We start from the raw sequence: 25,148 nt of genomic DNA, 5'->3' as shown, positions 1-25,148 counted from the left end.
TGCGCGGGTGCTTAGCCTGCCCGCACCATGGGTTCAAGCCCTTCCTGTCAGTCGGCAAGCAGAAGCTGGACGCGGCGGTTCTGGCGGCCCTTGTTCTCGATCTTGCCGATCCCGACGCGGCCGATCTCGCTGGTGCGGGCGACATGGGTGCCGCCGCAGGGTTGGAGGTCGATTTGTCCTGCCCCCTCGCCGATACGGATCAGGCGCACGCGGCCCTGACCGGTCGGCGGGCGGACAGACATGGTCTTGACGAGGCCCGGATTGGCCGCCAGTTCCTCATCCGTGATCCAGTCTTCGGTCACGGGCAGGTCACGCGCGATCAGGCTGTTCAGCACGCCTTGCAGTGCCGCCACATCAGCGGGCGGTTCGGCCATGTCAAAATCCAGCCGACCGCGTTCAGACCCGATCTGGCCGCCGGTTACCGGCAGGGGGATCACCACCGACAGAAGATGCAGCGCGGTATGCATCCGCATGTGGCGGTAGCGGCGGGACCAGTCGAGCATCTGCACCACCGGCGCACCCACGGGCGGCATTGGCAGGGGCTCGGCCGGGACGAGGGCCACCCCGCCGTCGTCAACCTTCAGGGCGGTGGCAATCGACAATCGCCCGCCGCCCCAGTCGAGCACCCCGCTGTCGCCCGGCTGGCCGCCCCCTGTCGGGTAGAACACCGACCGGTCCAGCACCAGCGCGCCTTCGGGCGTGTGGGCAACGACCCGCGCCTCGGCAGCCTGAAGGTAGGGATCGGTGCGAAACAGAAGATCGGTGATCATCCACTGTCGTCCTTTGGTTGGGCCGGCAGGTCGGGTGACCGGTTGGCGGTGTCTTCGGCCATAGCGCGCCCCGCTTCCGCCCCTGGGGCGAAGGTTCCCGACGGCGCCCCGCCGAGAAGCGGGGTAAGCGCACGGGCAATCTCGTCGACATTGCGCAAGGACACGTCGGACTGGGCGAAGGGGATCTCGATCCCTTCTGCGGCGAAGCGTTCCACGATCTGATGGTTGATCTCGCTGCGCACCGACAGCGAGAAGTTCACGTCGCGCAGGATCAACCGGATTTCAAACAGGATCGCATCCGCGCCGAACCCCATCAGAACGATCAGGGGGGGCGGGTTGAGGATGGCAAGGGGCTGCGCCTCGGCAATCTCGCGCAGGATGCGTTCGACCTTGCGAGTGTCAGACCCGAAGGCCACCCCCACCGGCACGATCAACCGACCAGACAGGTTGAAGCGCGTCCAGTTCGTTACCTGCCCCGTGATCAGGTCGGCGTTCGGCACGATGACGTCATTGCGGTCAAAGGTCTCGATCCGGGTGGAGCGAACCGAGATCGACCGCACCCGGCCCTGCACCCCGCCAACCTCGATCCAGTCGCCCTCGCTGACCGGACGTTCGATCAACAGGATGATACCCGAAATGAAGTTCGACACGATGTTTTGCAGACCAAAACCGATGCCGACGGAAAGCGCACCGGCGACGATGGCAAGGCCCGAAAGGTCAAGCCCCGCCGACCTTACAGCCACCAGAGCGGCAAGAAAGATGCCGACATAGCCGATCCCGGCCACCAGCGCGGTCTGACCGCCCTGATCCATGCTGGTCTTGGGCAGGATAGAGGTCCGCAAGGCCCCCTGAAACAACCGCGTCAGCATGTAGCCGATGACGAAGACAGCGGCGAAGACCATGAAGTTGGTGGGCGAGATCCGCGTCGCCCCCATCTGGAAGCCTTCGCTGAACTGGGTCCAAAGCTCGGTGATATCGGCGGCGCGCGCGCCCCAGATCAGGGCAAAGACCGGCAGCGCGGACAAGGTCATCGCAAAGCCGGCCAGCACCGGCACCAGCGCATCGCGGCCCTTGTCATCGCTCTTGATGATCAAGGCCCATGCGTCACCGATCAGCCGTTGCAGGATGAACAAGAGCGTGATCAGCCCAAGCGACAGGATCGCCGGATAGATCAGCGCCGAAGCGGCCTGCACGTAGCCAAACGCCGCAAGCACCGGCCCTGCAATGCCGATCACGCTTAGCCCGCGGGACAAAAGCAACAGGAGGCGCAGGGCATAGCTGCGGTCAGCCAGTTCACGCGATCTGCGCAAGACCCTGCCGACGCGCAGAAGGATAAGCCCGCCAGTCAGCAGGATCGGGAAGGACATTACTGCCGTCGTCGCATCCGAATAGGACTGTGCATCCATCGCCGCGCTGCGTAACAGGTCAGTCGCCAGCACAAGGCCCATGAGAACCGCCAGAAGCCGCCCTTCGGCCCGACGTTCGGGCGGCAGCGGCAGAACGGCATCTTCGTCTTGCGTCATCGGGAAAGCCCGCGCGCCAAGCCATGCAGCGGCAAAGACCATGAAACCGGCCAAGGGCAGGACCGCCGTGATTACCATCCCGATCTCACCCGGCATGCCGCTGGCCACCAACGCCGCCGCCAGTGCCAGCATGCCAAGGGTTGGCAGGATCACCCCACCCGTCGACGCAAGTAGCGACAACAGGTTTCGCCCCCGCGCCGATGCGCCGGTCAGAAGATGCTGCGAAAACCTTTCAACCCAGGCGCGGACATAGACGACCAAAGCCAATGCCACGACCAAAAGCCCAAGGATCAAAGGCAGGTTGTCGAAAAGATCTGCCCGCGCGTCAGGGTCGGTCCATGCGGTGGCCGCCTCGTCCCAAAGCCTGAGAAGCGTGTCTGACAGACCGATCGCCGCCTCGGGCCAGTTGCCCGGGTTCACGGGCGACGGCCAAAGCTGCAACAACTGATCCGCCTGCCGATCGCGCAGAGTGCGGTCAATCTCGATGATCAGGCCATTCGCGCGCCGGTAAGCCTCTTCGGCCGCAATGCCGGGGGCTTGAAACCGAACGAGCTGACTGGCCAGTTCCTGCCGGCGCTTGGAGATTTCTTCCGCCTCGGTCTCTCCCTCGGCAGGGGCTGCGCCCAGCGCGTCAAGCTGCTGGCGCAAGGTGCTGATCCGGGCAGAGTTGGCGCTTTGCGCTTCCAGAAGTGCCGCGCGCCACTTTGCCAGTTGCGAACGCACCTCTTCCAGCCGGTCGGTCGAGGTGTTGCGATTGGCGATCTCGGCCTCTGCGCGGCCAGCCATCGCCTCCCAGGCGTCATAGTTCAGGTTTTCGGTGTCGATGACCGGATCAGGCCCGGCAGCGACATCGCCCCCCGCCAGGATCTGCGCGCCCAGCGGCGCAGCCAAAGGCGCGGCGGCAAGCGCCAGCACCAGCGCCAGCCATCGCGCAAACTGTCTCATGCGTCTTCAAACACCGCCGGGATCGGGCGGGCGGGCCGGTCCAGCCAGACCGGCACCGGCAGCCCCTTTTCGCGCAGGAAGGTGGGGTTGTAGACCTTGGACTGATAGCGGCTGCCATAGTCGCACAGGATGGTGACGATGGTCTTGCCTGGCCCCATCTCACGCGCCATGCGGATGGCCCCGGCGATGTTGATGCCGGTCGATCCGCCCATGCAAAGGCCTTCCTCTTGCAAGAGGTCAAAGACGATCGGCAGCGCCTCGGCGTCGGGGATACGATAGCTGAAATCGGGGGTGAAGCCTTCAAGGTTGGCGGTGATCCGGCCTTGCCCGATGCCTTCGGTGATCGAGGAGCCGGGGCTTTCCAGCTTGCCGGTGGTATAGAAGGCATGGAGCGCCGCCCCTTCGGGGTCAGCAAGGCCGACCTTCACGCCCTTGGGCTGCAAGGCCATGCCGACGCCGGCCAGCGTGCCGCCAGACCCGACGGCGCAAATGAAGCCGTCAACCTTGCCGCCAGTCTGGTCCCAGATTTCTGGCCCCGTCGTCTCGATATGGGCCTGGCGGTTGGCGACGTTGTCAAACTGGTTGGCCCAGATCGCGCCATTCGGTTCCGTCTTGGCCAGCGCTTCGGCCAGACGACCGGAATAGCGGACATAGTTGTTGGGATTGCGGTAAGGTGCCGCCGGAACCTGCACCAGTTCGGCACCCGCCAGCCGCAGCATGTCCTTCTTTTCCTGACTTTGGGTTTCGGGAATAACGATCACTGTACGGAACCCCATCGAAGCCCCGACCAAGGCCAGCCCGATCCCGGTATTTCCCGCCGTGCCTTCGACAATCGTCCCGCCCGGCTTCAGCAAGCCCTTCGCGACGGCATCCTTGATGATGTAAAGCGCCGCGCGATCCTTGACCGACTGGCCGGGGTTCATGAACTCCGCCTTGCCGAGAATGGTGCAGCCCGTCAGTTCTGACGCCTTGTGCAGCTTCAGAAGGGGCGTGTTGCCGATGGTGTCGGCCAGATCGCTGTGAATACGCATGGGGGCGGTCCTTCCTTTGTCTTCATGGTGTAGGTAAGCCTGCCCGCAAACTCAAGCCGTCCCGGCACGCCAAAGCGCTCGCACCGCAAAGAACCGCCGCAATGCCGGCACCAAGGATACCAGCATGATCAGGACCGAGGCGAGGCACCAGATCGCCGGGGCCTCGTTCGGGTTTGATGTCAAGAGATTGGCCGTAACCGGCCCGACCAGCGCGTGAAACACCGCAAAGCGCCACGCGCCGTAAAAAAGCGGCAGGATAAAGACTGCGAAGACATAGGTTGGAAAGCCGAAATTCGTGCCAAGCGCCAGTTCGGCCCCGGCAAAGACATCGGCATAGGGCGCCATCCAGGCCAGATGCCAGTTGCCGCTGACCGTGCAAAGTGCCGCCCCGCACAGCGGCCGGCCCGGCATGCAGGCGGGCGTCCCGGGCCAGCCCAGAAACTGCGCGACCATGACGACCGAGGCCAGTCCCGCCAGCGCGACCACCAACTGCCGCCCACCCCGGCCCAGCGCCGGGCGCACAAGGGCAAGCATGAAGAACGTCAGGACCAAGGGTTGCAATGCGATATGGGCCATGGACAGCGCAGTCACGGCGCGGTTGGCCGGGGTGCCGCATTGGTCGATCACCAGATATCCGGCCAGTTGCAGCCCTTCCATCGCGGCGAAGAACAGCAAGGTCAACGGGATCGCAGCCGGCTCGCCCCGCCGCCATGTGACCGCCGCCCCCGCGACACCTGCGGCCAGCATGATCCCGGTAACCTCTACGCCCCAGCACATGGCGAAGCCCAGCCTCCCTTGTTGCAAAAGCGCAGGACCAGCCAAGCATGATGCGGGTCAGCTGGCAAGGCAAAGGCGCAGCCAGCGCTCAGCGCAGACGGCGCAGCAAGTCCAGCGATGGCTCCGAGGTTGCAGGCAGCCCGAGGCTGGACTGAAAGGCGCTGATCGCGGCCTTGGTTCTGGCCCCGATCACCCCGTCGGTGCCACCAGTATCAAACCCCCGCGCCGTCAACAGCCGCTGCAACTCCTGCCGATCGGCCTTGGTCATGCCGTTGGCGTCCGGCCCGAAGCTGGCCTGCACCGGCCCCCGGCCCAGGATCCGGTCCGACAGATGGCCCACGCCGATCGCATAGTTCTGCGCGTTGTTGTAGCGCAGGATGGTGGCAAAGTTCTGCGTCAGCAGAAAGTATGGCCCGCCGCCAGAGGTGCCGCCATCAATGATAGACCCGCCCGCCAGTGCGCCACCGCCAGCCGCACGCACACCCAGACCTTGCCACTCTGCCGCCGACCGGCCCTTGCCACGCCCCAGTAGGCCCGCATTGAAGCCACTGGGCAGGAACACCTCCATCCCCCAGGGCAGGCCCCGCGTCCAGCCGGACCGTTGCAGATAGGCCGCAGCCGAGGCCAGGGCGTCGGTGGGATCCTCGCTCCAGATATCGCGGCGACCGTCGCCGGTGAAATCCACCGCGAATTCCAGATAGCTGGTCGGGATGAACTGGGTATGCCCCATCGCACCCGCCCAGCTTCCAACCATGGCACCGGGGCTGATATCGCCCGCTTGCAGGATGCGCAGCGCGGCGGTCAGTTGGGATTCAAAGAACGCCCCCCGCCGCCCGTCATAGGCCAGCGTCGACAAGGCCGAGATCACCGGCACATTGCCCCGCCTTGTGCCAAAGAAGCTTTCCAGCCCCCAGACGGCGGCCACGACATGCGCCTCGACCCCGTAGCGGCTTTCGATCGCGCGCAAGGTGCTGCCGTATTCCGCGAATTTCTGACGGCCAAGGCTGATCCGTTCTTCCGAGGCGGCGATGTTCAGATAGTCTTCAAGGCTGCGGCGGAATTCTGTCTGGTTGCGGTCGCGGTCGATCACATCGGGCAGGAACCCCGCGCCGCGAAAGGCCGCATCAATGGTGCCTTGGGAAATCCCACGGCCAGAGGCGCGACCCTTGAAGCCCGCCACCCAGGCATCCCAGCCCGCATTCGGCACCGGGCGCGGGGCCGGATCGGGCGCGCGGTAGCCCGTCCCCCCACCCCCTACTGATCGGCTGCCGCCAGGCACACAGGCCGCGACAAGAGCTGCCGCCCCCGTGACAAAGACCCCGCGTCGCGTAAGATTTGCCCTGTGCATGTGCCTGCCACCTCTGCGTTTCATTTGCTGGGCAGAGTGGCATGGCACCGGCCGAAGTCCAAGCCCTCTGCCAGTGCAAGCGCGGATCACCGCACCATTATCGCTGGCGGCAAGGCTGGCCCGTTGGCTTTACTCACCCCGGTTCTTCAGCGTCCAGGCAATCTGGCGCAGCATGCCGTGGAAGGTCTGCACTTCGGCCCGGGTAAGACCAAGCCGCCCCCACATGTTTCGCAAGTTGGCCTTCATGCCCGCCACCTTGGTTTCGGGAAAGAAGAACCCGGCGGCATCCAGCCGTTCCTCGAAATGGTCGGCAAGGCGACCCACTTCCTCGCGGCTGGCAAATTCGGTCCGGGCCAGTTCCATGACTGACGCGGGAACCTCGGTCCCCTGACGTTGCCATTCGTAGCCCAGCAAAAGCACGCATTGCGCAAGGTTGAGCGAGGGGAAATCGGGGTTCACCGGCACAGTCACGATGGCATTGGCATGGATGATGTCGTCATTTTCCAGCCCGGCGCGTTCGGGGCCGAAAAGGACACCCACCCGCTTGCCTTCCGCCCCCAGCGCGCGGGCCATTGCCATGGCGCGTTCGGGGGTGACGATCTCTTTCACCAGTTCGCGCCCGCGCGCGGTGGTGGCAAACACGAAATCGCAATCGGCTATCGCCCCCGGCACATCGGCAAAAAGGCCCGCCTGATCCAGCACCCGCCCGGCACCTGACGCCATGGCCACCGCCTTGGGGTTGGGCCAGCCATCGCGCGGGCCGGTCACGCGCATCCGCTCCAGCCCGAAGTTCAGCATCGCCCGCGCCGCAGCGCCGATGTTTTCGCCCATTTGCGGGCGGACCAGAATGAACACGGGCGGGATCATGGGCGGCCTTTGTCGCTGGGAAAGCATGTGGGCCAGATAGGCCAGCCACGCGGGGCTGGCAAGCCGGTGGCAGTGGCACAGCCCGCAGCCTTGCCCTAGTAGCCAAGCCACCGAAAGGCTGTTAGACGGTCCGCCAGACCAATGCCGGAGCCCGCCATGGCAAATGAAGACCGCCCGCAGATCACCCTGATCACCCCCCCCACCTTTGACCCCGATGTGTTTTCAACCCATCTGGCCCTGGTGCTTGACGGGATGGAGATTGCCTGTCTGCGCCTGTCTCTGGGGACCAAGGATGAAGACACGCTGATGCGCGCCGCAGATGCCGCGCGCGAGGTGGCTCATGCCCGCGATGTGGCGATAGTGATTGAAAACCACCTGATCCTTGCTGACAGGCTGGGGCTCGACGGCGTGCATCTGACCGATGGCGCGCGGACGGTCAGGAAGGCGCGCAAGGATCTTGGCGCCGATGCCATCGTCGGGGCCTTCTGCGGCACCAGCCGGCATGAAGGCATGGCCGCCGGTGAGGCCGGGGCGGATTATGTGGCGCTTGGCCCCTTGGGTGAAACCACGCTGGGCGATGGCAGCCGGGTCGATTTCGACGTGTTCGAATGGTGGTCCGAGGTGATCGAGGTGCCGATCATCGCCGAAGGCGCGCTGACGGCGGAACTGGTTGCAAAATTCGGCCCGGTCACCGATTTCTTTGCCGTGGGCGAGGAAATCTGGGGCGCGGAAGACCCCTTGTCGGCCCTGAAGGCGTTGCTTGCGCCCTTGGGCTGACGCCAGGTCTACTGTTCGGCATTCACATGGGCGGTACGAATGACCCGCTCGCAGTGCTGGGCCAGAACCTTGCGGTTTTCGAAGGCGTCCACCGGCACTTCAGGGTGAAATGTGACCTCCACCCGCCCTTGCCGACCTGTGGCGAGGGTTTTCAACAGATGATTGGCAAAATCCATGTCGCCCCACCAGCCGTAATGCCGCGCATCCTCGCCTTGCGGGGCATGGAAAACCACCGTGATCGGCTGGATATGCATGACCCGCACAAGGCCGGGCGAAAAGAATGCTTCAAACAGCGTGCTCTTGAACGGCAGCACCCTGATCCCGTCGGTCGAGGTGCCTTCGGGAAAGAACAACAGCCGGTGTCCGGCATGCAGGCGGGCTTCGAACTCCTCTTTCTGGCGCTTCGCCTCGGTTCCTTTGCGGGCGATGAACAGCGTCCCGGTCGCGCGCGCGAGCCAGCCGATACCGGGCCAGCCCGCCACCTCGGATTTGGCCACGAAGTAGACACGCTGCGCGGCATTCAGCACAAAGATATCAAGCCAGCTGGAGTGATTGGCGACAATGGCCCCCGGGGCTGTCATGGGACGGCCGTGAACCACCAGTCTCAGCCGCATAAGCCACAAGGCGATCCGGCAAACCGCTTGGGTGATATAGGGCGTGAAAGGCCGGGCCTGACCAAAGAGCGGCCATTCGAAAAGCCGCACCAAAAGTAGAACAGCCAACCCGCCATAAGTGACCGAGCCGACCCAAAATCCCCGCCACATCACCCGCAGCCAGCCGGTCGGACCGATCCGGAAGACCGGCGGCGGGGCATCCTTCCAGCCGCTCATGCAGCACCGGCCTTGCGCAGGTAAAAATCCTTGTGGCGGGCTGACATCCGGCCGGTGTCCATGACCAGACAGACATCGGTGGTGTTGAAACTGCGGTCGATCCATGCGCCATCACCGACAAAGCCACCAAGCCGCAGATAGGCCTTGATCAGCGCCGGTGTCGCGGCCATGGCGGCCTTGCGGTCCAACTGGTCTGGAGGGATCAATGCCATCTCTTGTCGCTGCATGGGACGGGCGGACACGCGCATCTCGGGCGGGGCAAGGTGGTGATGGTGCAGCCACGACAGAGGTGCCGCCAGCGTGGAAATATCCGTTCCGTGAAAACTTGCGACGCCGAAGAGGACTTCGATCCCGCGCTCCAGGACATATTCGGCCAGCCCGTTCCACAGGTGGAACATCGCCGCCCCGCCCCGATGATCGGCATGAACGCAGGACCGACCAAGTTCAAGAAGACGGCGGCCAGAGACCAGCAAAGGCGTAAGGTCATATTCGCTTTCGGAATAGAACTGCCTCGCCGCCGCCCGCCTTTCCCCCGGCATCACCCGGTAGGCCCCGATCACATGGTCAAGCCCCGCCGGATCGCGCCGGTTGTCGACAAGGACAAGGTGATCAAAGAACGGATCATATGCATCCCGTTCCAGCCGCGCGGCATGATCCACCAGCGGTCCGTCTCCGCCAAGCTCGGCCACGAAGACCTCATACCGAAGGCGCTGCGCGGCCGTGATATCCTCGGCGCTGCTGGCAAGCCGCAGGCTGTAGGTGGAATCATCGGCGTCCATCGGTCCCGCTTCCGGTCAGGATGCCCATGACTTAGACACCGGCCCCGCCCAATGCAACCAATTGCCCGCAGCCCGAAAGTCGCGGGACAATTGCTGGTTGAGTTTCGGACACAAATTCGCACTATAGGCGTAGACGTCGGAAATCAGACGCGGAATTCCAGAATGAGGGCGATGCGATTGCTGTCTATCACCACCTTGCCGGCGTGCTCGAAGTTGACCGTAACTCTGGCCCCGATCACCGACTGGACCTGACCCAGACCCCAATCCGCCTGATCCGGGTGACGCACCAGCATTCCCGGTTCCAGAACTGCCGACATCTTCACCCCTTTTCCCGCCCCTGTTTCCGGTTGACCTGATGCAAGACAAGCCCGACCTCGCCGCTCTCATCGCCTCGCGGATCTGCCATGATCTTATCAGCCCGATCGGCGCGATCGGCAATGGGGTGGAGTTGTTGGCGATGGACGCAGGGCCACAGCGACCCGAAATGGCGCTGATTTCGGAAAGCGTGGCCAATGCGAACGCGCGTATCCGCTTTTTCCGCATCAGCTTTGGTGCAGCCACCCGGGATCAGCGCATTGCCCGGTCCGAAGTGATGTCGATCCTGACGGACCTTACACGAGGCGGGCGGACCGCCTATCAGTGGAACAGCACCGCCGAGCTTTCGCGGCGCGAAGTGCGGCTGGCGTTTCTGTTGCTGCAATGTCTTGAAACCGCGCTGGCCTATGGCGGCAAGGTCGAGATCAGCCATGACGACAGTGGCTGGACGATCACCGGAACCGCAAGCCGCCTGAAGATAGACCCCGCCCTGTGGGAGGTGCTGACCGAGCCCCGCGCGCCGTCAGACATAGGCGCGGGTCAGGTGCATTTCGCGCTGGTGCCGGACGAACTTGCGCGGCAAGGCCGCCGTCTGGTAATCGAGATCGGAGAGACGGCGATCAAGCTTACGTTCTGATCGTTCCGTTACCGGTGACCAGATATTTGAAGCTGGTCAGCTGTTCCGCACCGACCGGACCGCGCGCGTGCAGCTTGCCCGTGGCAATGCCGATTTCCGCACCCATGCCGAATTCGCCCCCGTCGGCAAACTGGGTCGAGGCATTGCGCATCAGGATGGCGCTGTCTAGCCGTTCAAAGAACCGCGCGGCGGTGGCGTCGTTTTCGGTCAGGATGCTTTCGGTGTGGTTGGAGCCATACTGGCGGATATGGGCGATGGCTTCGTCCACGCCGTCGACCAGTTTGGCGGCGATGATCATGTCAAGGAATTCGCGCCCGAAGTCATCTGGCGCGGCCTTGACCGTGCCGGGAACCTTCAAAAGCTCACCCTCGGTGCGCACCTCGACGCCGGCTTTCAAGAGATCTTCGATCAAGACCGCGCCATGCTTGGTGTAAAACTGCCAGTCGATCAGCAGACATTCTGCCGACCCGCAAATACCGGTGCGGCGGGTCTTGGCGTTGAGGACCACGGCGCGGGCTTTTTCAAGGTCGGCGTCGCGGTCGGCATAGACGTGGCAGATGCCTTCCAGATGGGCAAAGACCGGCACCCGCGCTTCACGCTGAACCAGCCCGACAAGGCCCTTGCCACCGCGTGGCACGATCACGTCAATGTAGTCGGTCGCGCGCAGCATCGCGGTCACCATGTCGCGGTCGCGGGTGGGAATGAACTGAATCGCGGCTTCGGGCAGGTTGGCCGAGCGCAGGCCTTCGACCATGCAGGCGTGGATCGCGGTCGAGGTCTCGAAGCTTTCGCTGCCCCCCCGCAGGATCACCGCATTGCCAGCCTTCAAGCACAACGCCCCCGCATCCGCCGTCACGTTCGGGCGGGATTCATAGATCACCCCAACCACGCCAAGCGGCGTGGCGACGCGCTGGATGTGCAACCCATTCGGGCGGTCCCATTCGGCCAGCACACGGCCCACGGGATCACGCTGTTCGGCCACCTGCCGCAAGGCATCGACAATGCCGCGCAGCCGGTTGGTATCAAGCCGCAGACGGTCCAGCATGGCCGGGCTAAGGCCCTTTGCAGCGCCTGCGTCAAGATCAATGCTGTTGGCGTCAAGGATGGCGTCACGCCGCCGCCAGACCGCATCGGCCGCCGAGATCAGCGCGGCGGATTTGCGTTCCGATCCGGCATAGGCCAGCTCTGCCGCCGCCGCGCGGGCCTTCTTGCCGATGTCGACCATGAGATCGGTGAACTGTCCGTCCATTCTTCCACCCTTTTATCCTGTGACGCAGAGTTTTCCGAGACTCCACACCGGAAGTTTCAAGATTTCCGGGCCGATTTCCTCAGGGAAACCGGCACCCTACACCACCATGTCATCCCGATGCACCAAGGCCGCGCGGCCCTGATAGCCAAGGATCGCCGCAATCTCGCCCGACCGATGGCCCGCAATCAGCTTGGCCTCTGCCGCCGTATAGCGCACCAGACCCTTGCCCAGAACCACACCTTCAGGCGACAGGATCGCTATCGGTTCACCCCGGCCAAAGCTGCCCGTCACGCGGGTTACCCCGGCTGGCAAGAGACTTTTTCCCGCCCGAAGCGCGGTCACGGCACCTGCGTCCAGCACCAACTCTCCGCGCGGTTTCATCGCGTTGATCCAGCGCTTGCGGGCCAGTTGCGGATCAGCGGCCGGGACAAACCATGTCCGCGCCGCACCTTCGATCAGCGACTTGAGTGGCCGCAAGCCGGAGCCTTCCATGATCGCCATGGCACAGCCCCCCGCAACCGCAGTCTTTGCCGCCAGAAGCTTCGTTTTCATCCCGCCCTTGGACATGCCGGAGATCGGGTCGCCTGCCATGGCTTCGATTTCGGGGGTGATTGTGGCCACAACATCAAAACGGCTGGCGGTCGGGTCTTCCTTCGGATTGGCGGTGTAAAAGCCGTCCACGTCCGATAGCAGAACCAGCTGATCCGCACCCGCTGTCACCGCGATCTGGGCGGCAAGGCGATCATTGTCGCCAAAGCGGATTTCGTCAGTGGCGACGGTGTCGTTTTCGTTGACGATCGGCACGACGCCCAAGGATAGAAGCGTCTCCATCGTCGCGCGGCTGTTCAGATAGCGGCGGCGGTCCTCGGTGTCTTCCAGCGTCACCAGGATCTGGCCGGTCGTGATTCCGTGCGGGGCCAGCGCTTCTTCATAGGCGCGGGCCAGGCGGATCTGGCCGACAGCGGCGGCGGCTTGCGATTGTTCAAGCGTCAGCACCCCGTCGCCGAGCCCCAGAACCTTGCGGCCAAGCGCGATGGAGCCCGACGACACCAGGACCACATCGGTCCCACGCGCCTTCGCCTCGACTACATCAAGGGCAAGGGCGGAAAGCCACGACTGTTTCAGCCCGGTCTTGCGATCCACCAGAAGCGCCGAGCCGATCTTCACGACCAGCCGCTTTGCACCGCGGATGTCGGGCGCGGCCATGCTGCTGGCTGCGGTCAGGGTTGCCACGGCTGGCTCTCCATCACCTCATCTTCTGGCGGGTTGATCCGGGCGAAAAGCGCACGCAGAACCTCGGTCAGGCCCTTGCCCGACACGCCGGAGATGACAAACACCTCACCGCCACTGGCCTTTTCCAGCGCCCGGCGCCGGTCGCTGATCTGCTTGGCATCCATCGCGTCGGTCTTGTTCAGCGCAAGGATGCGGGGCTTGTCGCCAAGGATGTCTGAATAGGCCTCCAGCTCGGTCACGATGGTGCGGTAGTCCTTCGTGATCGTGGCCGAGGTGCCATCCACCAGATGCAAGAGCACCTTGCAGCGTTCGACATGGGCAAGAAACTGCGTTCCAAGGCCCCTGCCCTCGCTTGCGCCTTCGATCAGGCCAGGGATATCGGCCATCACGAATTCATGCCCGTCAACGCCGACAACGCCAAGGTTCGGGACCAGCGTGGTAAAGGGGTAATCGGCAATCTTGGGCCGGGCATTCGACACAGCGGCAAGGAACGTGGATTTGCCGGCGTTCGGCAAACCGACAAGGCCCGCATCGGCAATCAGCTTCAGCCGCAGCCAGATGGTGCGTTCCACCCCGTCCTGCCCTGGGTTGGCCCGGGCGGGCGCGCGGTTGGTCGAGGATTTGAACCGCAGGTTGCCCCAGCCGCCGTTGCCACCCTGCGCCAAAAGCACCCGGTCACCGGGGTTGACCAGATCGGCAATGACCGTTTCCTGATCTTCATCAAGAATTTCGGTGCCGAGAGGAACCTTCAGCACCACGTCATCGGCGGTCTTGCCGGTCTTCTGGCTGCCCATGCCGGGCTGGCCCGACTTGGCGAAGAAATGCTGCTGATAGCGGTAATCGATCAGCGTGTTCAGCCCTTCCACCGCTTCGGCCCAGACCGACCCGCCATGGCCACCGTCGCCACCGTCCGGGCCGCCGAATTCGATGAACTTCTCCCGCCTGAACGAGACGCAGCCCGCCCCGCCGCCGCCGGAGCGGATATAGACTTTGGCGAGATCGAGGAACTTCATCGGATGCGCTTTCGGGGCTGGGATCAGGAATGAGGGGATACAGGAAGCAGAGCCGCACCTCAAGCGAGGTTGGAACGGCGCGGGACGGTTGATGGCGTTGCGACGGCCAGAAATCGGAGCGGCTTTCGCCGCACGATCCCTGTCTCGCATCTGGCGCGCGAAGATCGCGCGCCAACCGGCTTGTAAAGCGGGGGTTTTCCACCCCCGCACCCCCGAGAGTATTTGCGAAAAGGGCAGACAAAAACGCCGTTGCAGGCCCGTGGCCGGTGGCCCCGGAGGCGTGGCCTGGTCAGTCGAGCTTGCGGATGTAGGTCCAGGTGGGTGCCGTTCTGCCCCGCGCAACCGAGAAGCTTTCGGCATCGCCGAGATACTGAAAGCCGGCGTTGGTCAGAACCCGGGCAGAGCCGGGATTGTCCTGAAACGCTTCAGCAAACAGGGTGCAGTTCTGCTGCGGGTTGGACTCGACCAAGGCGGTGACTGCTTCCGAGGCGATCCCGAGGTTCCAGAAGGCAGGGGCGACCCAGAAGGCGACTTCGGATTGGGCGCGGTCCATCTTTTTCAGGCTGATGACGCCCAGCACTTCCGGCAAGTTGGCGCGGGTGCCGTCCATGACCCAGATATCCTCATCGCCGTCGGTTGCCATGGCTCGGGCCACGAAGGCCTCTGCCGCGCCCGGAGGGAGCGGGTGGGGGATGCCTTGCGTCGCCTCGGCCACGCGTCTGTCGCCGGCATACATCGCGAAAAGCCCGGCGTCAGCCTTGCGAACAGGGCGCAGGGTCAGACGTTCGGTGATGATTTCTGCCTGTGGGGCGATCTTTTCAAGGATCATGGCCTCCCTCCTTTGAAGCACATGTGGGGAGTGCCGGATAATCCGGCAATCGCCCGTTTTCTTGACCCTTTCGCGGTGACTGCAAGGCAATCTGCCACAGTTGCCCCGGGGGTCGCGCCCGGAAACGAGAAAGGGGACCGGCCTTCCGGCCGATCCCCCATCTACAATCCGATTGTAAAGGTTCGGCTTACTCGGCTGCCTCCTGAGCGGGGAGAACCGAAATGAAGGTGCGGCCCTTGAGGCCTTTCCTGAACGTCACGCGGCCTTCGACGGTTGCGAAGATCGTGTGGTCGGTCCCCATGCCGACACCGGTTCCCGGGAACCAGGTGGTCCCGCGCTGGCGGCAGATGATGTTGCCGGGGATCGCAGCCTGACCGCCGAAGAGCTTCACGCCCAGGCGACGACCGGCGCTGTCGCGACCGTTGCGGGATGAACCGCCTGCTTTCTTGTGTGCCATGGGGGATTACTCCTGTGCGGGGGCGGCGGCCTTGGCCGCACGCTTCGGTTTTTCGGCAGCAACCGGTGCGGCAGCCTTGGCAGCGCCGGGGGCTTCATGCGCGACGCGGCGGGCAGCGACGGTGCCGGTGGCAGCCTTCACGCCCGACTTTTCGGCGCCCGAGGCCAGCACTTCGGTCACACGGACCAGCGTAAGGTGCTGACGGTGGCCCTTGGTGCGCTGCGACGAATGCTTCCGGCGGCGCTTGACGAAGTGGATGACTTTCTCACCCTTGATCTGGTCGATGACCTCGGCCTGAACGGCCGCGCCTGCTACCATCGGCGCACCGATCGTGCTGCCGACCATCAGGATGTCGTTGAACTGGATCTTTTCACCAGCGGCGGCATCAAGCTTTTCGACGCGCAGAACGTCACCCGCCTGCACCTTGTATTGCTTGCCACCGGTCTTGAGGACCGCAAACATGGGTCGTATCCTTCTTTTGCTCCGCGCCCTGTGGCCCCCTTCACGGGTGTTTCGGAGTTGCCTCCGCCTCGGACAGCGCGCCCTTTCGGGCGTCATGAAATACAAGCCCGGCGAGAGTCGCCCCTCGCCGAGATGCGCGCTTATGAGGCGAAGCAGGGTGGCTGTCAAGCGTTGGGCGCCAATGCCGGGGAATCAGATGTCCTGACCGAGCATCGCCGCACCGGCCGCCCTGCCGAGCCCATAAGAGACCTGACGGAACACCTGATCAAAGGCCATGAACAGGGCTGCATTCAGGCGTTGGCCTGCCGGCGATTCCATGAAGGCGACATAAGCCTCCAGTTCAGCTTCCGTCAGCGGCTCATAGGCAAGGCCAAGATAGGCGAAAAGCCAGGATGTCGTGTCGTCGCGGATCTGATCTTCCTGCGCCCAGACATCTGACAGCATTTCTTCTTGCGGCAACCCCTGCCCATAGACCCCGGATTCAGACATTCCGGTCATGAAGGCAAGGTTGCCCGACAGGGATCCCGCAACATTCATTTCGACAAGATCGCCCGCAGCAATAAAAGAGCGCAGCAGCGGCACCTTGGGGTCACGACTTGCCATGCGGTTGTCCGAAGCAACGCGGGCAGCTTCCTCGGTGGCCTCGTCAAGAAAGGCGCGCCGGGCCTCGATCTCGAGCCGGACGACGCGCTGGCCAAGGTCAGACGAGAAAAATACCATCATCTCGGAAAGGGCAGCAGGATCGTCGGCCAGCGCGGCATCGAGTGCCGACTCGAACCCGATGCGCAAGGTGGTCAGATCATAAAGCGCATCCACGGCTCCGGACCATTGCGGACCGCCACCGCCGGGAAACATGTCTGCCTCAAGCGACTGACCATAGGCCAGACCTTCTTCGCGCAAGATGGCGAAAAGATCGTCCAGTTGCATCACCTCTGCCAGTTCGGACACCGACGCGCTGATGACCCGGGTATCGGTTGCCTCGGCCCTCACGGCCTGCCCAGACAGGGTCAGGGTCAGCCCAAGCAGGGCAGCGACGCACAAACGGGGCAACAGCATAGTGAACCCTTTCAATGGTTTCCGACCCAGCAGTTCCGACAGACTTCAAAGAGGTAGACCCTTCGCCGTGCCTTGCCAAGGACCGGAAATGCACAACCTTGCGACTGGCCGGGCTGCGGCGCACGGATTGGCCCTTGCGCATTGCGCGGCACCCGGCTACATCGCCGCCCACAGACGACCCCTGAAGCGCGGAGAGGTGGCAGAGTGGTCGAATGCGGCGGTCTCGAAAACCGTTGTCGGTTTGCGCCGACCCAGGGTTCGAATCCCTGTCTCTCCGCCACATTCAGATACTGAATTCGTCCAGGGGCCCCGATTGGGGCCTTTTTTCTTTTTGTTTCAAAGGGCGTTGGCAGGTCCATCCGCCCTTCGGAGACTGGGCGCTTGACGCGGAATGGGTCTCCGAATGGCCTGCGTCTCTCTTCGAGCGCCCCTCGACTGTCACGGGACGGCGTGAAACATCCTTGAAACTCCAATGGGTTGCCGCGCTCATGGGGTCGTCCCGTTCGCGAGTTAATCCGGTGACAGAGACGGACACGAAGGCGCAGGGCGGCCAGAAAGACGGCTCCGTGGCGGCCGATCCCGAAGTCCGGCGGAAGCGTCCGAAGCGAGCCAGAACCCTGCCGGAAGTCTCTGATGACAAACACACTTCGTGCCCATAGCCTGGCGCAATGTCGAACGGGCCCTGGACGGATGAAGAGAACGACCTGATCGTCGCGGATTACTTCGCGATGCTGGCCGACGACATCTCCGCGCGCCGCTACAGCAAGGCCAAGCATCGCCGCGCGCTGCTGCCGCTGCTGAACGACCGGTCCGAGGGGTCCGTCGAGTTCAAGCACCAGAACATCAGCGCGGTTCTGAAGGGGCTCGGCGAAGACTGGATCCCCGGCTACAAGCCTGCGTTCAATTTCCAGATGACCTTGGTGGATGCCGTGGCGCGATGGCTGGCGCTGAACCCGGCCTGGCTCGGGCGCCAACCGGGGCTGCAACCCGGTGCTGGCCTGCGCGAGGCAGCGCAGATCTGGATCGGACCGCCGCCGACGCTGTCGAACCAGCCGCCGCCGCAGGAACTGGACCAGATGCTGCACATCGCCCGCAAGTTCGACGTGGCGGGCCGGGACGAGCGCAACCGGGCCCTCGGCCGCGCGGGAGAGGAACGTGTGCTGGCGCATGAACGGGCGTCTCTGCGCTCGGCAGGACGGGACGATCTGGCGCGCAAGGTACGCTGGGTGTCGGAGGAGGATGGCGATGGCGCGGGCTACGACATCGCGAGTTTCGCCCCGGACGGGCTCGCCCGGCTGATCGAGGTCAAGACGACGAACGGATGGGAGCGCACGCCCTTCCACATCACCCGCAACGAACTGGCCGTGGCCGAGGAGCGCAGGTCGGAATGGCGTCTGTTCCGGCTTTGGAACTTCTCACGCGAGCCTAAGGCGTTCGAGTTGCATCCGCCGCTGGACGCGCATGTCTCCCTGACCGCGACGACGTTTCAGGCGAGCTTTCACTGAGCCTCAGTCGAACACCCGCTCCGGCTGTTCGTGCCATGGCAGGGCCGCGACATCGGTCAGTTTCAACAGGGTCACGGCGGGCACCTCGCGCTTGTAGACCAAGCGCTTGAGGACCCCCGGCGCGAGATAAGCCAGCCGCAGCTGTCGGCTGACATGGCGTTCGGCCAGCCCGACGGCTTTCGCCAGATCGGTGACCGTGTTGAATTCGCCAGCCTCCATGCGCCGCCGCCAGCCCCACGCCCTGCCGATGGCGCGCAGGATATGCGGATCCTGTGTCCGGTCTTCGCTGGGCAGATACGTCGAGGGCGGCATGATCTTCGGCCGCCCGTTCTGCTTGCGGACCTTGAGCGGCACGAAGATCTGGATGGACTCGTCGGGTTTCATCATTCCGCCGCCACCTTCTTTCGTGGCGCCATCATGTCGCGCATGACGCCCGAGACGCCGTCGGTCCGGACATCGATCACCAGCCCCTCAGACGTCACGGTGACCCGGCGCACCAGCAACTGCACGATCCGGGTCTGCTCTGCAGGGAACAGCTGGCCCCAGACGTCATCGAACGTCTGCAGCGCGGAGATCACGTCGGCCTCGGCGAAGGCGTGACCCTCGCGCGCCAAGTGGGCAATGACCTGTGCCGTGATCGACGGCGCGCGCATCACCCGCCGCAACTCGGTCACCACAGCCGCTTCCACGAGGTCGGCAGGAAGGCGGCGCGGGATGCCCGCGTCGCTGGGTTCGCGATTCTTGATGACGTCCATCGAGACGTAGTACCGGTATCGCCGCGCGCCCTTCTTCGTGCTGCTCGGGGTCATGGCGGCGCCCGTGGCCGTAAAGATCAGACCCTTGAGCAATGCAGGCGCCTGTGCGCGGGTGTTGTTGGCGCGCTTTCGCGGGTTCTGCCGCAAGATGGCATGGACCTGATCCCACAGCTGCTCGTCGATGATGGCCTGATGTTCGCCGGGATAGGCCTTGCCCTTGTGGACGGCGTCGCCGCGATAAACGCGGTTCACCAGCACTCTGTAGAGATATCCCTTGTCGACCAACGTGCCCTGCTTGTTGCGGAGCCCTTTGCGGCGCAGTTCACGGGCCAGCACGGTCGCTGATCCGACCTCGACGAACCTCTCGAAGATGCCCCGCACGGTGGCAGCCTCGTCTTCATTCACCACGAGCTTGCGGTCCTTCACATCGTACCCGAGCGGGACATATTCGCTTCGGCTACCGCGAGACTGCGAATGGATTGCCAGGCTGACCTTCGGCCGGATGTTTTCAGAGGGCCTTTGATTGTGACAGGGCAGCGGGCCCGGAAAGCCTTCTCCGAAAGGTCAAACGTATAGCGTTGCTCCTCCAGGCAAGAGCCTGACGATGAAGTCGTTTTCGCCGTTGGCCTCAAGACTTAGGGCTCCAAACCGGTGAAGGCTCTGCAGAACATCGATCAATCTGGGTCCGAGGGCGGATTGCGTCCTGCCCGACTTTTGGGTCAAGTGCCGGGTCAATACGCCACCCGTCACCTCGCCGCCAAATCGCTCGACCAGAACCCTCAGCACGAGTTGCTCTTGGGCCCCAAAGCTGAGCAGCGCGACAGCCGGCACCCCATCTGTATCCATCGCGGCGCGCAAAGCCGGACGCAATGGTGTGGGATCGACAGGCTGCGGACGAAAGCCGCTACCTCGATTTGCCAATGCAGAAGTCACATGCGTTCTCTCCTCACAAACCATCCAACCAACGGCAGAATGCCCAATCGGGTTGATTTTGAGGATCAATATGGCTTCAATGCGTCGGCGAAGGGGTCATAAGGCGGTGCAGCGATCACCCTGCCCCGACTTCGACAGGGTGCGAAGTTTTTCGACTATCGGCCCAATCAGATCAATTCGGACGGAAACTGTCGGGGACGAGATGCTCGCGTGCGACTTCCAGTACCAGATTGCCAAGGCGGCTGAGGATCTCGCTCGACTGCATGGCGGCCTGCCAGTGCAACGCGATGCTGACCTTCTGTCCAGGGCTAAGCTCTACCAGTTCACCACGCTCGATGAAGGGGTTGCCGGCGATGCTTGGCACCAGGCCCCAACCTGCGCCGTTCAGACAGCATGAAAGGTATCCCTCATACGAAGGAACATAGTGGATGGAGAGCGGAACCGTTGCCCCAAAGCAAGTCGTCATCCACTGATCCTGGATCGTGTCCTTGCGATTGAACGCCACAGAGATGCAGTTCCGCAGGGCCTCGAGAGAAACGCCGTCTGCAAAGTGGGTCTGGTACAGTTCGGGCGACGCAACGGCTACGTACTCCATCGACCCCAGCGAGATGATCTTGCAGCCCTGAACAGGGGTCTCCAGCGTGGTGATCACGGCGAGGGCGTCCCCGGATCTGAGGCTGGATTCCGTGTACTCCTGATCGTCGGGAAGAATGTCGAAGAGGATGCCAAGTTCCTTAGTTGCCAACTTGATCAGTTTTGGAAACCAGGTTGCCAGACTATCGTTGTTTACCCCGATGCGGACCGTGGCGGCAACGCCCTCCTCGCCGCCAACCAGCGCGCGCATCCGCCCGGCCAGTTCCTGCTGCAGAAGACCCACCTGTTCGAAATGACGGAAGAACTGCAAGCCGGCCTCAGTCGGGACGCACGGCCTGCCACGCGCGATAAGCACCACACCAACCTTTTCCTCTAACTGCTTGATTCTCTGACTGACCGCAGATTGCGTCACCTTCATCGACTTTGCCGCTGCTTCGAAGCTTCCTTCGCGGATGACAGCCGCGAGGATCGTCAGTGAATCATAGTCATAGCGTGACATCGTTGCCCCCAAACATAAGAAGCGCTTATGCTCCACAATGCACTATAAAGCAGAAGTCCAAGAAACGTAAAGGCGAGGGCTGATCTTGCATAAGCTGTGCTCATGTACGGTAGCATAGAGGTGAACAATGAGCCGAAAGTCTTTAGTTTGTTCAGCAATTTGGGTAGAGTTAAGGCAACAATGAGGGGGGAAGCATGTCCGGTCGGGTTTTGAGAAGAAAATATATTCGGCCGTTCCTGGGTCTGGAACGCTATCGCAGGATGGACGCATGGTTGATTGTTGCCGGATACGTCGGCCTCATCCTCGCATCAATCCTCTTGGGTAGCTACCTACTGTCGCTTCCGTTTTCAGGTTGGACTGTGGCAGGCGCGATCGCCACGGCGACCTTTATCGGCACCCGTCTGCGGGGCATCAACAACATCGTTCATGAATGCAGCCATGCAACCTTCGCCGAAGACCGGTCGGACAATGTGACGATCGGGCGGTTTTGCGCCGCGCTCCTGCTGAAATCCTTCCGCAAGTACCGTGACGACCATCTGTCGCACCATGCCCACAACGGAGATTACGAACATGACGCAGAATTCGGCCTGATCGAAAAGTTAGGGCTGCATGACCCGATCACCCCGCGGACGGTCCTGCGCCATGTCTTCGTCCCACTGACCGGGCGACACTTGCCGCTCTACACCAGCATCAACCTCTCGGCTGAGGATGGCCGACTGTTCCACGGCTTCAAGCTTGCGCTCCTCGGTGCGATGGCGATCTTCCTGCTGCTTGAACCAATGGCAACGCTCGCCTTCGTCATTCTGCCGCTGTTCTACATCTATCCGACGCTGAACTTTTGGACGGACTGCCTGGATCATGCCGGTCTGGTAGGCGCGAAAGACGAGATCGAAGCCTCGCGCAATGTGCTGGCACCAACGCTGGTGCGGCTCATCTTCTTTCCGCGCAACGACTCCTATCACCTTGTACATCATCTCTTCCCGCAGATTCCGGCACGGCACCTGCATAAGGCCCACCAAAAGCTGAGCCAGGACCCGAGCTACCGCCGCTTGCCCGCGGCCGTAAGTCGGATTGATCTCAGGGCCGTCGAGCAGCCGATGGATGCATCCCTGTAAGGATTTGGCTGGAGCCTCGCATCGCAATGATTCTTCGGTTTGCGTCCGGCGGCGATGCGACTCTCGCACGGAAACAGAAGGACGATTCTTGGTGCCTGCACTGCGGAAGCGATGCCGAAATGGCAACAATACGCCGCCGGCGCACCCGTAAGGGTCAAATCTGGGAATCATTATTTGTGCCGTATCGCGAACAAACCGTTTACAGTATCGAGCAATATAAGGATTGCTAATCGTGCATTAGGTGTATAAATTTATAATTGTAGTGAGTGAATCGTGTGTAGTGCCTATCTGGTCGTAAAGCGAGTTCTTGCCGTGTTAATCCCCTTCGCGGGCAAGAGCTTCGTGTTCAAGAGTGAATTCAGCGCAGCGTAGCGCTGGGGCGTGTTGCAGAGAAAATTCTTTATAAGCATATGGTTGCATAGTAACTTGACCAGGCTGTGCAACTTCGACTAGCTGCCGTTCGCGAACCGTCATGCGAACGGCAGCAGACAACTCTTCTGGAGGTGTCCGTGTCCCGGTGGCGGTTGTCATGTCCAGTCTTTGAGCCGCGACGTGCCATTCTGACTAGCACAGCACCGCGGAGACGTTGACCACCGACAACCCCAAGCTCGAATCTTGGTATCGGACAGCGTTTGCAACGCCAAGATTTTGCCATCTTTGACCACAAAACCAGAGAAGTCCTAGCTTCGAAGGTTTGTCCAAGATGAAAGTATCGCAACAGGAAATCGACATGCTCAAAATCCAGATCTACGAGGATTTTCTGCAGTCCATTGTCTCGGTTCGCGCCGGACAGAACTCGGAGATCGCGTTCGTGGAACACGAACGGCGTGTTCGCTATCTAAGACAAAAGGTCGTCGCTGCGGAAGCCCGGCCGGTTCAGCTGAGACTGGCAAGCTAAGCGCGAAAGCGAATGATCGGCTGTGCTGTCGACTAGCAGGTGCATTGGGCTGCCTGACCCACGGTAGGGAATGTTTACCTTCAAGGTCCTCTGGCGACGGCTCCAGTGTGCTGAAGTTAGGCGCCGCCCAGTCCAGACCGATCAACCCGAGGAGGCTTTCGACAAACCCCGTCGTCTGCCTTTGCGCCATGCCGAACAGCACTTTCATCGTAAGGCAGGTCAGGATGGCAGCATCGCTGTCGTCAGGCTGGCGACCACGTTTGCCAGTGGAAGTGGCCTCCCAGGTGAAGGCGGGATCGAACCAGATCGTCAGCGAACCACAGCGATTGAACGCGTTTTCATAGGCCGGCCAGTTCCTGGTCTTGTAGGCGGGGGGCCGCCGCTCACGCAGCCCAGCTAGCCCGCTGGATTCACGAGATGAATCCATCATATGGGTTGTACAACAGAGGCGGCAGCAGCTCACTTCTCGGTATTCAGTGGTGCGGCATCCGAGCAAGATATTGCTCGCCGCTCACTTAGATGCGATGAGGGCGAGCAGCCAAAGGTACCTTCCCGATGTCCATTTATCTTAATCGAGCCTCTACAACCCGGCTCTGTTTCGCCGACAATGACGGAACGGCTGAAATTACGACCGATCGAACGGCAAGGTCGGCTACCAACGCGGCGGCAGTCCTGAAGTCTTTGTCTCATGAAGCTCGGCTGATGACCTTGTGCTATTTGACGGCCGGCGCGCGGTCAATCACTGAGCTTCATGCGCTCTTGGGATCGAACCAGACAGTAATCAACTATCATTTGGCCCGTCTTCGGCTGGGCGGGTTGATGCAGGCAAAGCGAAAGGGGGAAATCAAGTTGTATTCGCTCCGGCATTCTAAATTATGCCTTAAAATCAAATGCGTCACTGATATTCTCGGGGCGGGTTGACTATGGAACCTCAGCTAGACGGAGCGCCGTACGGCTATGCAGTTTGGCCGGGTGGTCAGCTGCCTTTTGCGCCCTTTGCGACTTTGACCGAAGCCGAGGGGCTGACGGTCGTTGCCCCATTGGCCGCATTGGAGGCGGCGGGATTGATGTCGGAGCCGTGGGCGCGGATCAGCCTGGCGAGGTCGAGCGATCTGGCGGCCGTGAGGCTGACGGCGGCATTCGTGGAAGCTTTGTCGGCCGATGGGATCAGCTGCAAGGTGATCGCGGGCTACCACCACGACCACATCTTCGTGCATTGGGGCCGGCGCGAGGATTCTGTGGCTGTGCTGCGACGGCTGTTGGATGCTTGAAGCGGCGGTGCAGGGATATGTCGTTTCACTCAGCCTGATCCTCGCCATCGGGGCGCAGAACGCCTTTGTGTTGCGGCAGGGATTGCGCCGCGAACATGTGGGCTGGGTGGTGGCAGCTTGTGCCGTGTCGGATGCTTTTCTGATCGCGGCGGGGGTGGCCGGGTTCGGCGTCGTGTCAGCGGCCTGGCCTTGGGTGCCGGATGCGATGCGCTGGGCGGGGGTGGCGTTTCTGGTGGTTTATGGGGCTTTGCGGTTTCGCGCGGCCCTGCGCGGTGGCGTGGCGTTGCGGCCAGCCCCGGACGGGGCGGCCCCCTTGGGCCGAGTTCTAGTGACGTGTCTGATGCTGACCTGGGCCAATCCACATGTCTATCTGGATACGGTGGTGCTGATGGGGTCGATCTCGACGCAATATGCGCCGCATGAATGGGTTTTTGCGGCGGCGGCGGCACTGGGATCGTTCAGCTTTTTCACCGCGCTGGGCTTTGGGGCGCGGTTGTTGGCGCCGGTGTTTGCTAAGGCCGCGGCATGGGTCTGGCTGGAGGTTGGTGTGGGCGCAACCATGTGGGCGATTGCGGCTGGTCTTGCCTTGGGGTGAGGTCGCTGCAGGGCAGCGATTTCTCCGTCGCATATTCTGATCGGTAGACCCTCGGTCCGTCTTCATCTTGAAAAGTCTTGCCCAT

Annotated in this window: 26 protein-coding genes, 1 tRNA gene and 2 pseudogenes; 8 read left to right on the top strand and 21 right to left on the bottom strand. The window is 62.6% G+C overall.

What is annotated here, in order from left to right:
- Window positions 1–47: 47 nt before the first annotated feature.
- The 6 genes from QUV21_RS10185 to QUV21_RS10160 form a co-directional block, all read right to left on the bottom strand.
- Window positions 48–767: an alanyl-tRNA editing protein gene (locus QUV21_RS10185; protein ID WP_300854906.1), complete on the bottom strand. Its 720-nt coding sequence runs from the start codon at window positions 765–767 to the stop codon at window positions 48–50.
- Window positions 767–3,238, bottom strand: coding sequence for a DUF3772 domain-containing protein (locus tag QUV21_RS10180; RefSeq protein WP_300854701.1), 2,472 nt, complete (start codon window positions 3,236–3,238; stop codon window positions 767–769). The genes QUV21_RS10185 and QUV21_RS10180 overlap by 1 nt, the downstream gene beginning before the upstream one ends.
- A complete protein-coding gene (locus tag QUV21_RS10175) occupies window positions 3,235–4,269 on the bottom strand; it encodes a cysteine synthase A (protein WP_300854700.1) in 1,035 nt (344 codons plus the stop codon). Before QUV21_RS10175 ends, QUV21_RS10180 begins: the two co-directional genes overlap by 4 nt.
- A gap of 51 nt (window positions 4,270–4,320) precedes the next feature.
- The gene (locus tag QUV21_RS10170) at window positions 4,321–5,046 is read right to left on the bottom strand and encodes a DUF5765 domain-containing protein (RefSeq protein ID WP_300854699.1); all 726 of its coding nucleotides are present in this window, start codon (window positions 5,044–5,046) and stop codon (window positions 4,321–4,323) included.
- Window positions 5,047–5,134: 88 nt separating this feature from the next.
- Window positions 5,135–6,394, bottom strand: a complete 1,260-nt coding sequence (locus QUV21_RS10165; RefSeq protein WP_300854698.1) for a lytic murein transglycosylase — start codon at window positions 6,392–6,394, stop codon at window positions 5,135–5,137.
- Between the two features lie 129 nt (window positions 6,395–6,523).
- Entirely contained in the window at window positions 6,524–7,261 is a 738-nt protein-coding gene (locus QUV21_RS10160; RefSeq protein WP_300854696.1) for an RNA methyltransferase, read from the bottom strand.
- Window positions 7,262–7,417: 156 nt separating this feature from the next.
- Here QUV21_RS10160 and QUV21_RS10155 point away from each other — a divergent pair, with 156 nt between their 5' ends.
- Window positions 7,418–8,038: a thiamine phosphate synthase gene (locus QUV21_RS10155; protein ID WP_300854694.1), complete on the top strand. Its 621-nt coding sequence runs from the start codon at window positions 7,418–7,420 to the stop codon at window positions 8,036–8,038.
- Window positions 8,039–8,046: 8 nt separating this feature from the next.
- Here the strand turns inward: QUV21_RS10155 and QUV21_RS10150 are convergent, their stop codons facing one another.
- From QUV21_RS10150 to QUV21_RS10140, 3 genes are all read right to left on the bottom strand, one after another.
- A complete protein-coding gene (locus QUV21_RS10150; protein ID WP_300854692.1) occupies window positions 8,047–8,868 on the bottom strand; it encodes a lysophospholipid acyltransferase family protein in 822 nt (273 codons plus the stop codon).
- Window positions 8,865–9,647 carry a GNAT family N-acyltransferase gene (locus QUV21_RS10145; protein ID WP_300854691.1) on the bottom strand — a complete coding sequence of 261 codons (783 nt, stop codon included), beginning with the start codon at window positions 9,645–9,647 and terminating at the stop codon, window positions 8,865–8,867. The genes QUV21_RS10150 and QUV21_RS10145 overlap by 4 nt, the downstream gene beginning before the upstream one ends.
- A gap of 143 nt (window positions 9,648–9,790) precedes the next feature.
- Window positions 9,791–9,964 (bottom strand): DUF3553 domain-containing protein, encoded by a 174-nt coding sequence (locus QUV21_RS10140; RefSeq protein ID WP_300854690.1) that lies wholly within the window; start codon window positions 9,962–9,964, stop codon window positions 9,791–9,793.
- Window positions 9,965–10,002: 38 nt separating this feature from the next.
- Between QUV21_RS10140 and QUV21_RS10135 the strand changes: the two genes are divergently transcribed.
- Entirely contained in the window at window positions 10,003–10,599 is a 597-nt protein-coding gene (locus QUV21_RS10135) for a histidine phosphotransferase family protein (RefSeq protein ID WP_300854689.1), read from the top strand.
- Here the strand turns inward: QUV21_RS10135 and QUV21_RS10130 are convergent.
- From QUV21_RS10130 to QUV21_RS10100, 7 genes and pseudogenes are all read right to left on the bottom strand, one after another.
- Complete coding sequence (locus QUV21_RS10130; RefSeq protein WP_300854688.1) at window positions 10,589–11,848, bottom strand: glutamate-5-semialdehyde dehydrogenase; 1,260 nt, start codon at window positions 11,846–11,848, stop codon at window positions 10,589–10,591. The genes QUV21_RS10135 and QUV21_RS10130 overlap by 11 nt on opposite strands.
- A 96-nt stretch (window positions 11,849–11,944) precedes the next feature.
- Window positions 11,945–13,054: a glutamate 5-kinase gene (gene proB / locus QUV21_RS10125; RefSeq protein WP_300854905.1), complete on the bottom strand. Its 1,110-nt coding sequence runs from the start codon at window positions 13,052–13,054 to the stop codon at window positions 11,945–11,947.
- Window positions 13,055–13,068: 14 nt separating this feature from the next.
- A complete protein-coding gene (obgE, locus tag QUV21_RS10120; protein WP_300854687.1) occupies window positions 13,069–14,094 on the bottom strand; it encodes a GTPase ObgE in 1,026 nt (341 codons plus the stop codon).
- A gap of 289 nt (window positions 14,095–14,383) precedes the next feature.
- Entirely contained in the window at window positions 14,384–14,923 is a 540-nt protein-coding gene (locus QUV21_RS10115) for a GNAT family N-acetyltransferase (protein ID WP_300854686.1), read from the bottom strand.
- Window positions 14,924–15,110: 187 nt separating this feature from the next.
- On the bottom strand, window positions 15,111–15,380 hold the full coding sequence (gene rpmA, locus QUV21_RS10110) for a 50S ribosomal protein L27 (protein ID WP_300854685.1): 270 nt from the start codon (window positions 15,378–15,380) through the stop codon (window positions 15,111–15,113).
- A gap of 90 nt (window positions 15,381–15,470) precedes the next feature.
- Window positions 15,471–15,842 (bottom strand): annotated as a pseudogene (gene rplU, locus QUV21_RS10105) (50S ribosomal protein L21); the annotation flags it as partial.
- A 192-nt stretch (window positions 15,843–16,034) separates the two neighbouring features.
- A complete protein-coding gene (locus tag QUV21_RS10100) occupies window positions 16,035–16,898 on the bottom strand; it encodes a DUF2059 domain-containing protein (protein ID WP_300854683.1) in 864 nt (287 codons plus the stop codon).
- Window positions 16,899–17,088: 190 nt separating this feature from the next.
- Here QUV21_RS10100 and QUV21_RS10095 point away from each other — a divergent pair.
- Window positions 17,089–17,178, top strand: a tRNA-Ser gene (locus QUV21_RS10095).
- A gap of 388 nt (window positions 17,179–17,566) precedes the next feature.
- A complete protein-coding gene (locus QUV21_RS10090; RefSeq protein WP_300854682.1) occupies window positions 17,567–18,403 on the top strand; it encodes a DUF3883 domain-containing protein in 837 nt (278 codons plus the stop codon).
- A gap of 3 nt (window positions 18,404–18,406) precedes the next feature.
- Here the strand turns inward: QUV21_RS10090 and QUV21_RS10085 are convergent, their stop codons facing one another.
- The 4 genes from QUV21_RS10085 to QUV21_RS10070 all read right to left on the bottom strand — a co-directional run bounded on the left by QUV21_RS10085 (window position 18,407) and on the right by QUV21_RS10070 (window position 21,184).
- The gene (locus QUV21_RS10085; RefSeq protein ID WP_069308451.1) at window positions 18,407–18,790 is read right to left on the bottom strand and encodes a hypothetical protein; all 384 of its coding nucleotides are present in this window, start codon (window positions 18,788–18,790) and stop codon (window positions 18,407–18,409) included.
- Window positions 18,787–19,584 (bottom strand): recombinase family protein, encoded by a 798-nt coding sequence (locus QUV21_RS10080; RefSeq protein WP_300854681.1) that lies wholly within the window; start codon window positions 19,582–19,584, stop codon window positions 18,787–18,789. The genes QUV21_RS10085 and QUV21_RS10080 overlap by 4 nt, the downstream gene beginning before the upstream one ends.
- A gap of 138 nt (window positions 19,585–19,722) precedes the next feature.
- Window positions 19,723–20,160: a hypothetical protein gene (locus tag QUV21_RS10075; RefSeq protein ID WP_300854680.1), complete on the bottom strand. Its 438-nt coding sequence runs from the start codon at window positions 20,158–20,160 to the stop codon at window positions 19,723–19,725.
- A 103-nt stretch (window positions 20,161–20,263) separates the two neighbouring features.
- Complete coding sequence (locus QUV21_RS10070; RefSeq protein WP_300854678.1) at window positions 20,264–21,184, bottom strand: LysR family transcriptional regulator ArgP; 921 nt, start codon at window positions 21,182–21,184, stop codon at window positions 20,264–20,266.
- A gap of 194 nt (window positions 21,185–21,378) precedes the next feature.
- Between QUV21_RS10070 and QUV21_RS10065 the strand changes: the two genes are divergently transcribed.
- The gene (locus QUV21_RS10065) at window positions 21,379–22,299 is read left to right on the top strand and encodes a fatty acid desaturase (protein WP_300854675.1); all 921 of its coding nucleotides are present in this window, start codon (window positions 21,379–21,381) and stop codon (window positions 22,297–22,299) included.
- A gap of 730 nt (window positions 22,300–23,029) precedes the next feature.
- Window positions 23,030–23,197: a hypothetical protein gene (locus tag QUV21_RS10060; protein ID WP_300854917.1), complete on the top strand. Its 168-nt coding sequence runs from the start codon at window positions 23,030–23,032 to the stop codon at window positions 23,195–23,197.
- Window positions 23,198–23,218: 21 nt separating this feature from the next.
- On the opposite strand, the pseudogene QUV21_RS10055 reads toward QUV21_RS10060, so the two are convergent.
- Window positions 23,219–23,624 (bottom strand): annotated as a pseudogene (locus tag QUV21_RS10055) (transposase); the annotation flags it as partial.
- Between the two features lie 496 nt (window positions 23,625–24,120).
- Here QUV21_RS10055 and QUV21_RS10050 point away from each other — a divergent pair.
- Window positions 24,121–24,468 carry an ACT domain-containing protein gene (locus tag QUV21_RS10050; protein WP_300854674.1) on the top strand — a complete coding sequence of 116 codons (348 nt, stop codon included), beginning with the start codon at window positions 24,121–24,123 and terminating at the stop codon, window positions 24,466–24,468.
- On the top strand, window positions 24,461–25,063 hold the full coding sequence (locus QUV21_RS10045) for a LysE/ArgO family amino acid transporter (RefSeq protein ID WP_300854673.1): 603 nt from the start codon (window positions 24,461–24,463) through the stop codon (window positions 25,061–25,063). The genes QUV21_RS10050 and QUV21_RS10045 overlap by 8 nt, the downstream gene beginning before the upstream one ends.
- The last annotated feature ends 85 nt before the right edge of the window (window positions 25,064–25,148 follow it).

Origin of the sequence: Tabrizicola sp. (genome assembly GCF_030373185.1) — a bacterium.
Classification (GTDB): Bacteria; Pseudomonadota; Alphaproteobacteria; order Rhodobacterales; family Rhodobacteraceae; genus Tabrizicola.
Note: the sequence above shows the minus strand (reverse complement) of the source record. Positions and strands in the feature narration are given on the sequence as shown.

Excerpts from the sequence above, each read along its gene's own strand:
- QUV21_RS10180 (WP_300854701.1), bottom strand. The coding sequence starts at position 3,238 with ATGAGACAGTTTGCGCGATGGCTGGCGCTGGTGCTGGCGCTTGCCGCC.
- QUV21_RS10175 (WP_300854700.1), bottom strand. The coding sequence starts at position 4,269 with ATGCGTATTCACAGCGATCTGGCCGACACCATCGGCAACACGCCCCTT.
- QUV21_RS10170 (WP_300854699.1), bottom strand. The coding sequence starts at position 5,046 with ATGTGCTGGGGCGTAGAGGTTACCGGGATCATGCTGGCCGCAGGTGTC.
- QUV21_RS10165 (WP_300854698.1), bottom strand. The coding sequence starts at position 6,394 with ATGCACAGGGCAAATCTTACGCGACGCGGGGTCTTTGTCACGGGGGCG.
- QUV21_RS10160 (WP_300854696.1), bottom strand. The coding sequence starts at position 7,261 with ATGATCCCGCCCGTGTTCATTCTGGTCCGCCCGCAAATGGGCGAAAAC.
- QUV21_RS10155 (WP_300854694.1), top strand. The coding sequence starts at position 7,418 with ATGGCAAATGAAGACCGCCCGCAGATCACCCTGATCACCCCCCCCACC.
- QUV21_RS10150 (WP_300854692.1), bottom strand. The coding sequence starts at position 8,868 with ATGAGCGGCTGGAAGGATGCCCCGCCGCCGGTCTTCCGGATCGGTCCG.
- QUV21_RS10145 (WP_300854691.1), bottom strand. The coding sequence starts at position 9,647 with ATGGACGCCGATGATTCCACCTACAGCCTGCGGCTTGCCAGCAGCGCC.
- QUV21_RS10140 (WP_300854690.1), bottom strand. The coding sequence starts at position 9,964 with ATGTCGGCAGTTCTGGAACCGGGAATGCTGGTGCGTCACCCGGATCAG.
- QUV21_RS10135 (WP_300854689.1), top strand. The coding sequence starts at position 10,003 with ATGCAAGACAAGCCCGACCTCGCCGCTCTCATCGCCTCGCGGATCTGC.
- QUV21_RS10130 (WP_300854688.1), bottom strand. The coding sequence starts at position 11,848 with ATGGACGGACAGTTCACCGATCTCATGGTCGACATCGGCAAGAAGGCC.
- proB (WP_300854905.1), bottom strand. The coding sequence starts at position 13,054 with ATGGCCGCGCCCGACATCCGCGGTGCAAAGCGGCTGGTCGTGAAGATC.
- obgE (WP_300854687.1), bottom strand. The coding sequence starts at position 14,094 with ATGAAGTTCCTCGATCTCGCCAAAGTCTATATCCGCTCCGGCGGCGGC.
- QUV21_RS10115 (WP_300854686.1), bottom strand. The coding sequence starts at position 14,923 with ATGATCCTTGAAAAGATCGCCCCACAGGCAGAAATCATCACCGAACGT.
- rpmA (WP_300854685.1), bottom strand. The coding sequence starts at position 15,380 with ATGGCACACAAGAAAGCAGGCGGTTCATCCCGCAACGGTCGCGACAGC.
- QUV21_RS10100 (WP_300854683.1), bottom strand. The coding sequence starts at position 16,898 with ATGCTGTTGCCCCGTTTGTGCGTCGCTGCCCTGCTTGGGCTGACCCTG.
- QUV21_RS10090 (WP_300854682.1), top strand. The coding sequence starts at position 17,567 with ATGTCGAACGGGCCCTGGACGGATGAAGAGAACGACCTGATCGTCGCG.
- QUV21_RS10085 (WP_069308451.1), bottom strand. The coding sequence starts at position 18,790 with ATGATGAAACCCGACGAGTCCATCCAGATCTTCGTGCCGCTCAAGGTC.
- QUV21_RS10070 (WP_300854678.1), bottom strand. The coding sequence starts at position 21,184 with ATGTCACGCTATGACTATGATTCACTGACGATCCTCGCGGCTGTCATC.
- QUV21_RS10065 (WP_300854675.1), top strand. The coding sequence starts at position 21,379 with ATGTCCGGTCGGGTTTTGAGAAGAAAATATATTCGGCCGTTCCTGGGT.
- QUV21_RS10060 (WP_300854917.1), top strand. The coding sequence starts at position 23,030 with ATGCTCAAAATCCAGATCTACGAGGATTTTCTGCAGTCCATTGTCTCG.
- QUV21_RS10050 (WP_300854674.1), top strand. The coding sequence starts at position 24,121 with ATGGAACCTCAGCTAGACGGAGCGCCGTACGGCTATGCAGTTTGGCCG.
- QUV21_RS10045 (WP_300854673.1), top strand. The coding sequence starts at position 24,461 with ATGCTTGAAGCGGCGGTGCAGGGATATGTCGTTTCACTCAGCCTGATC.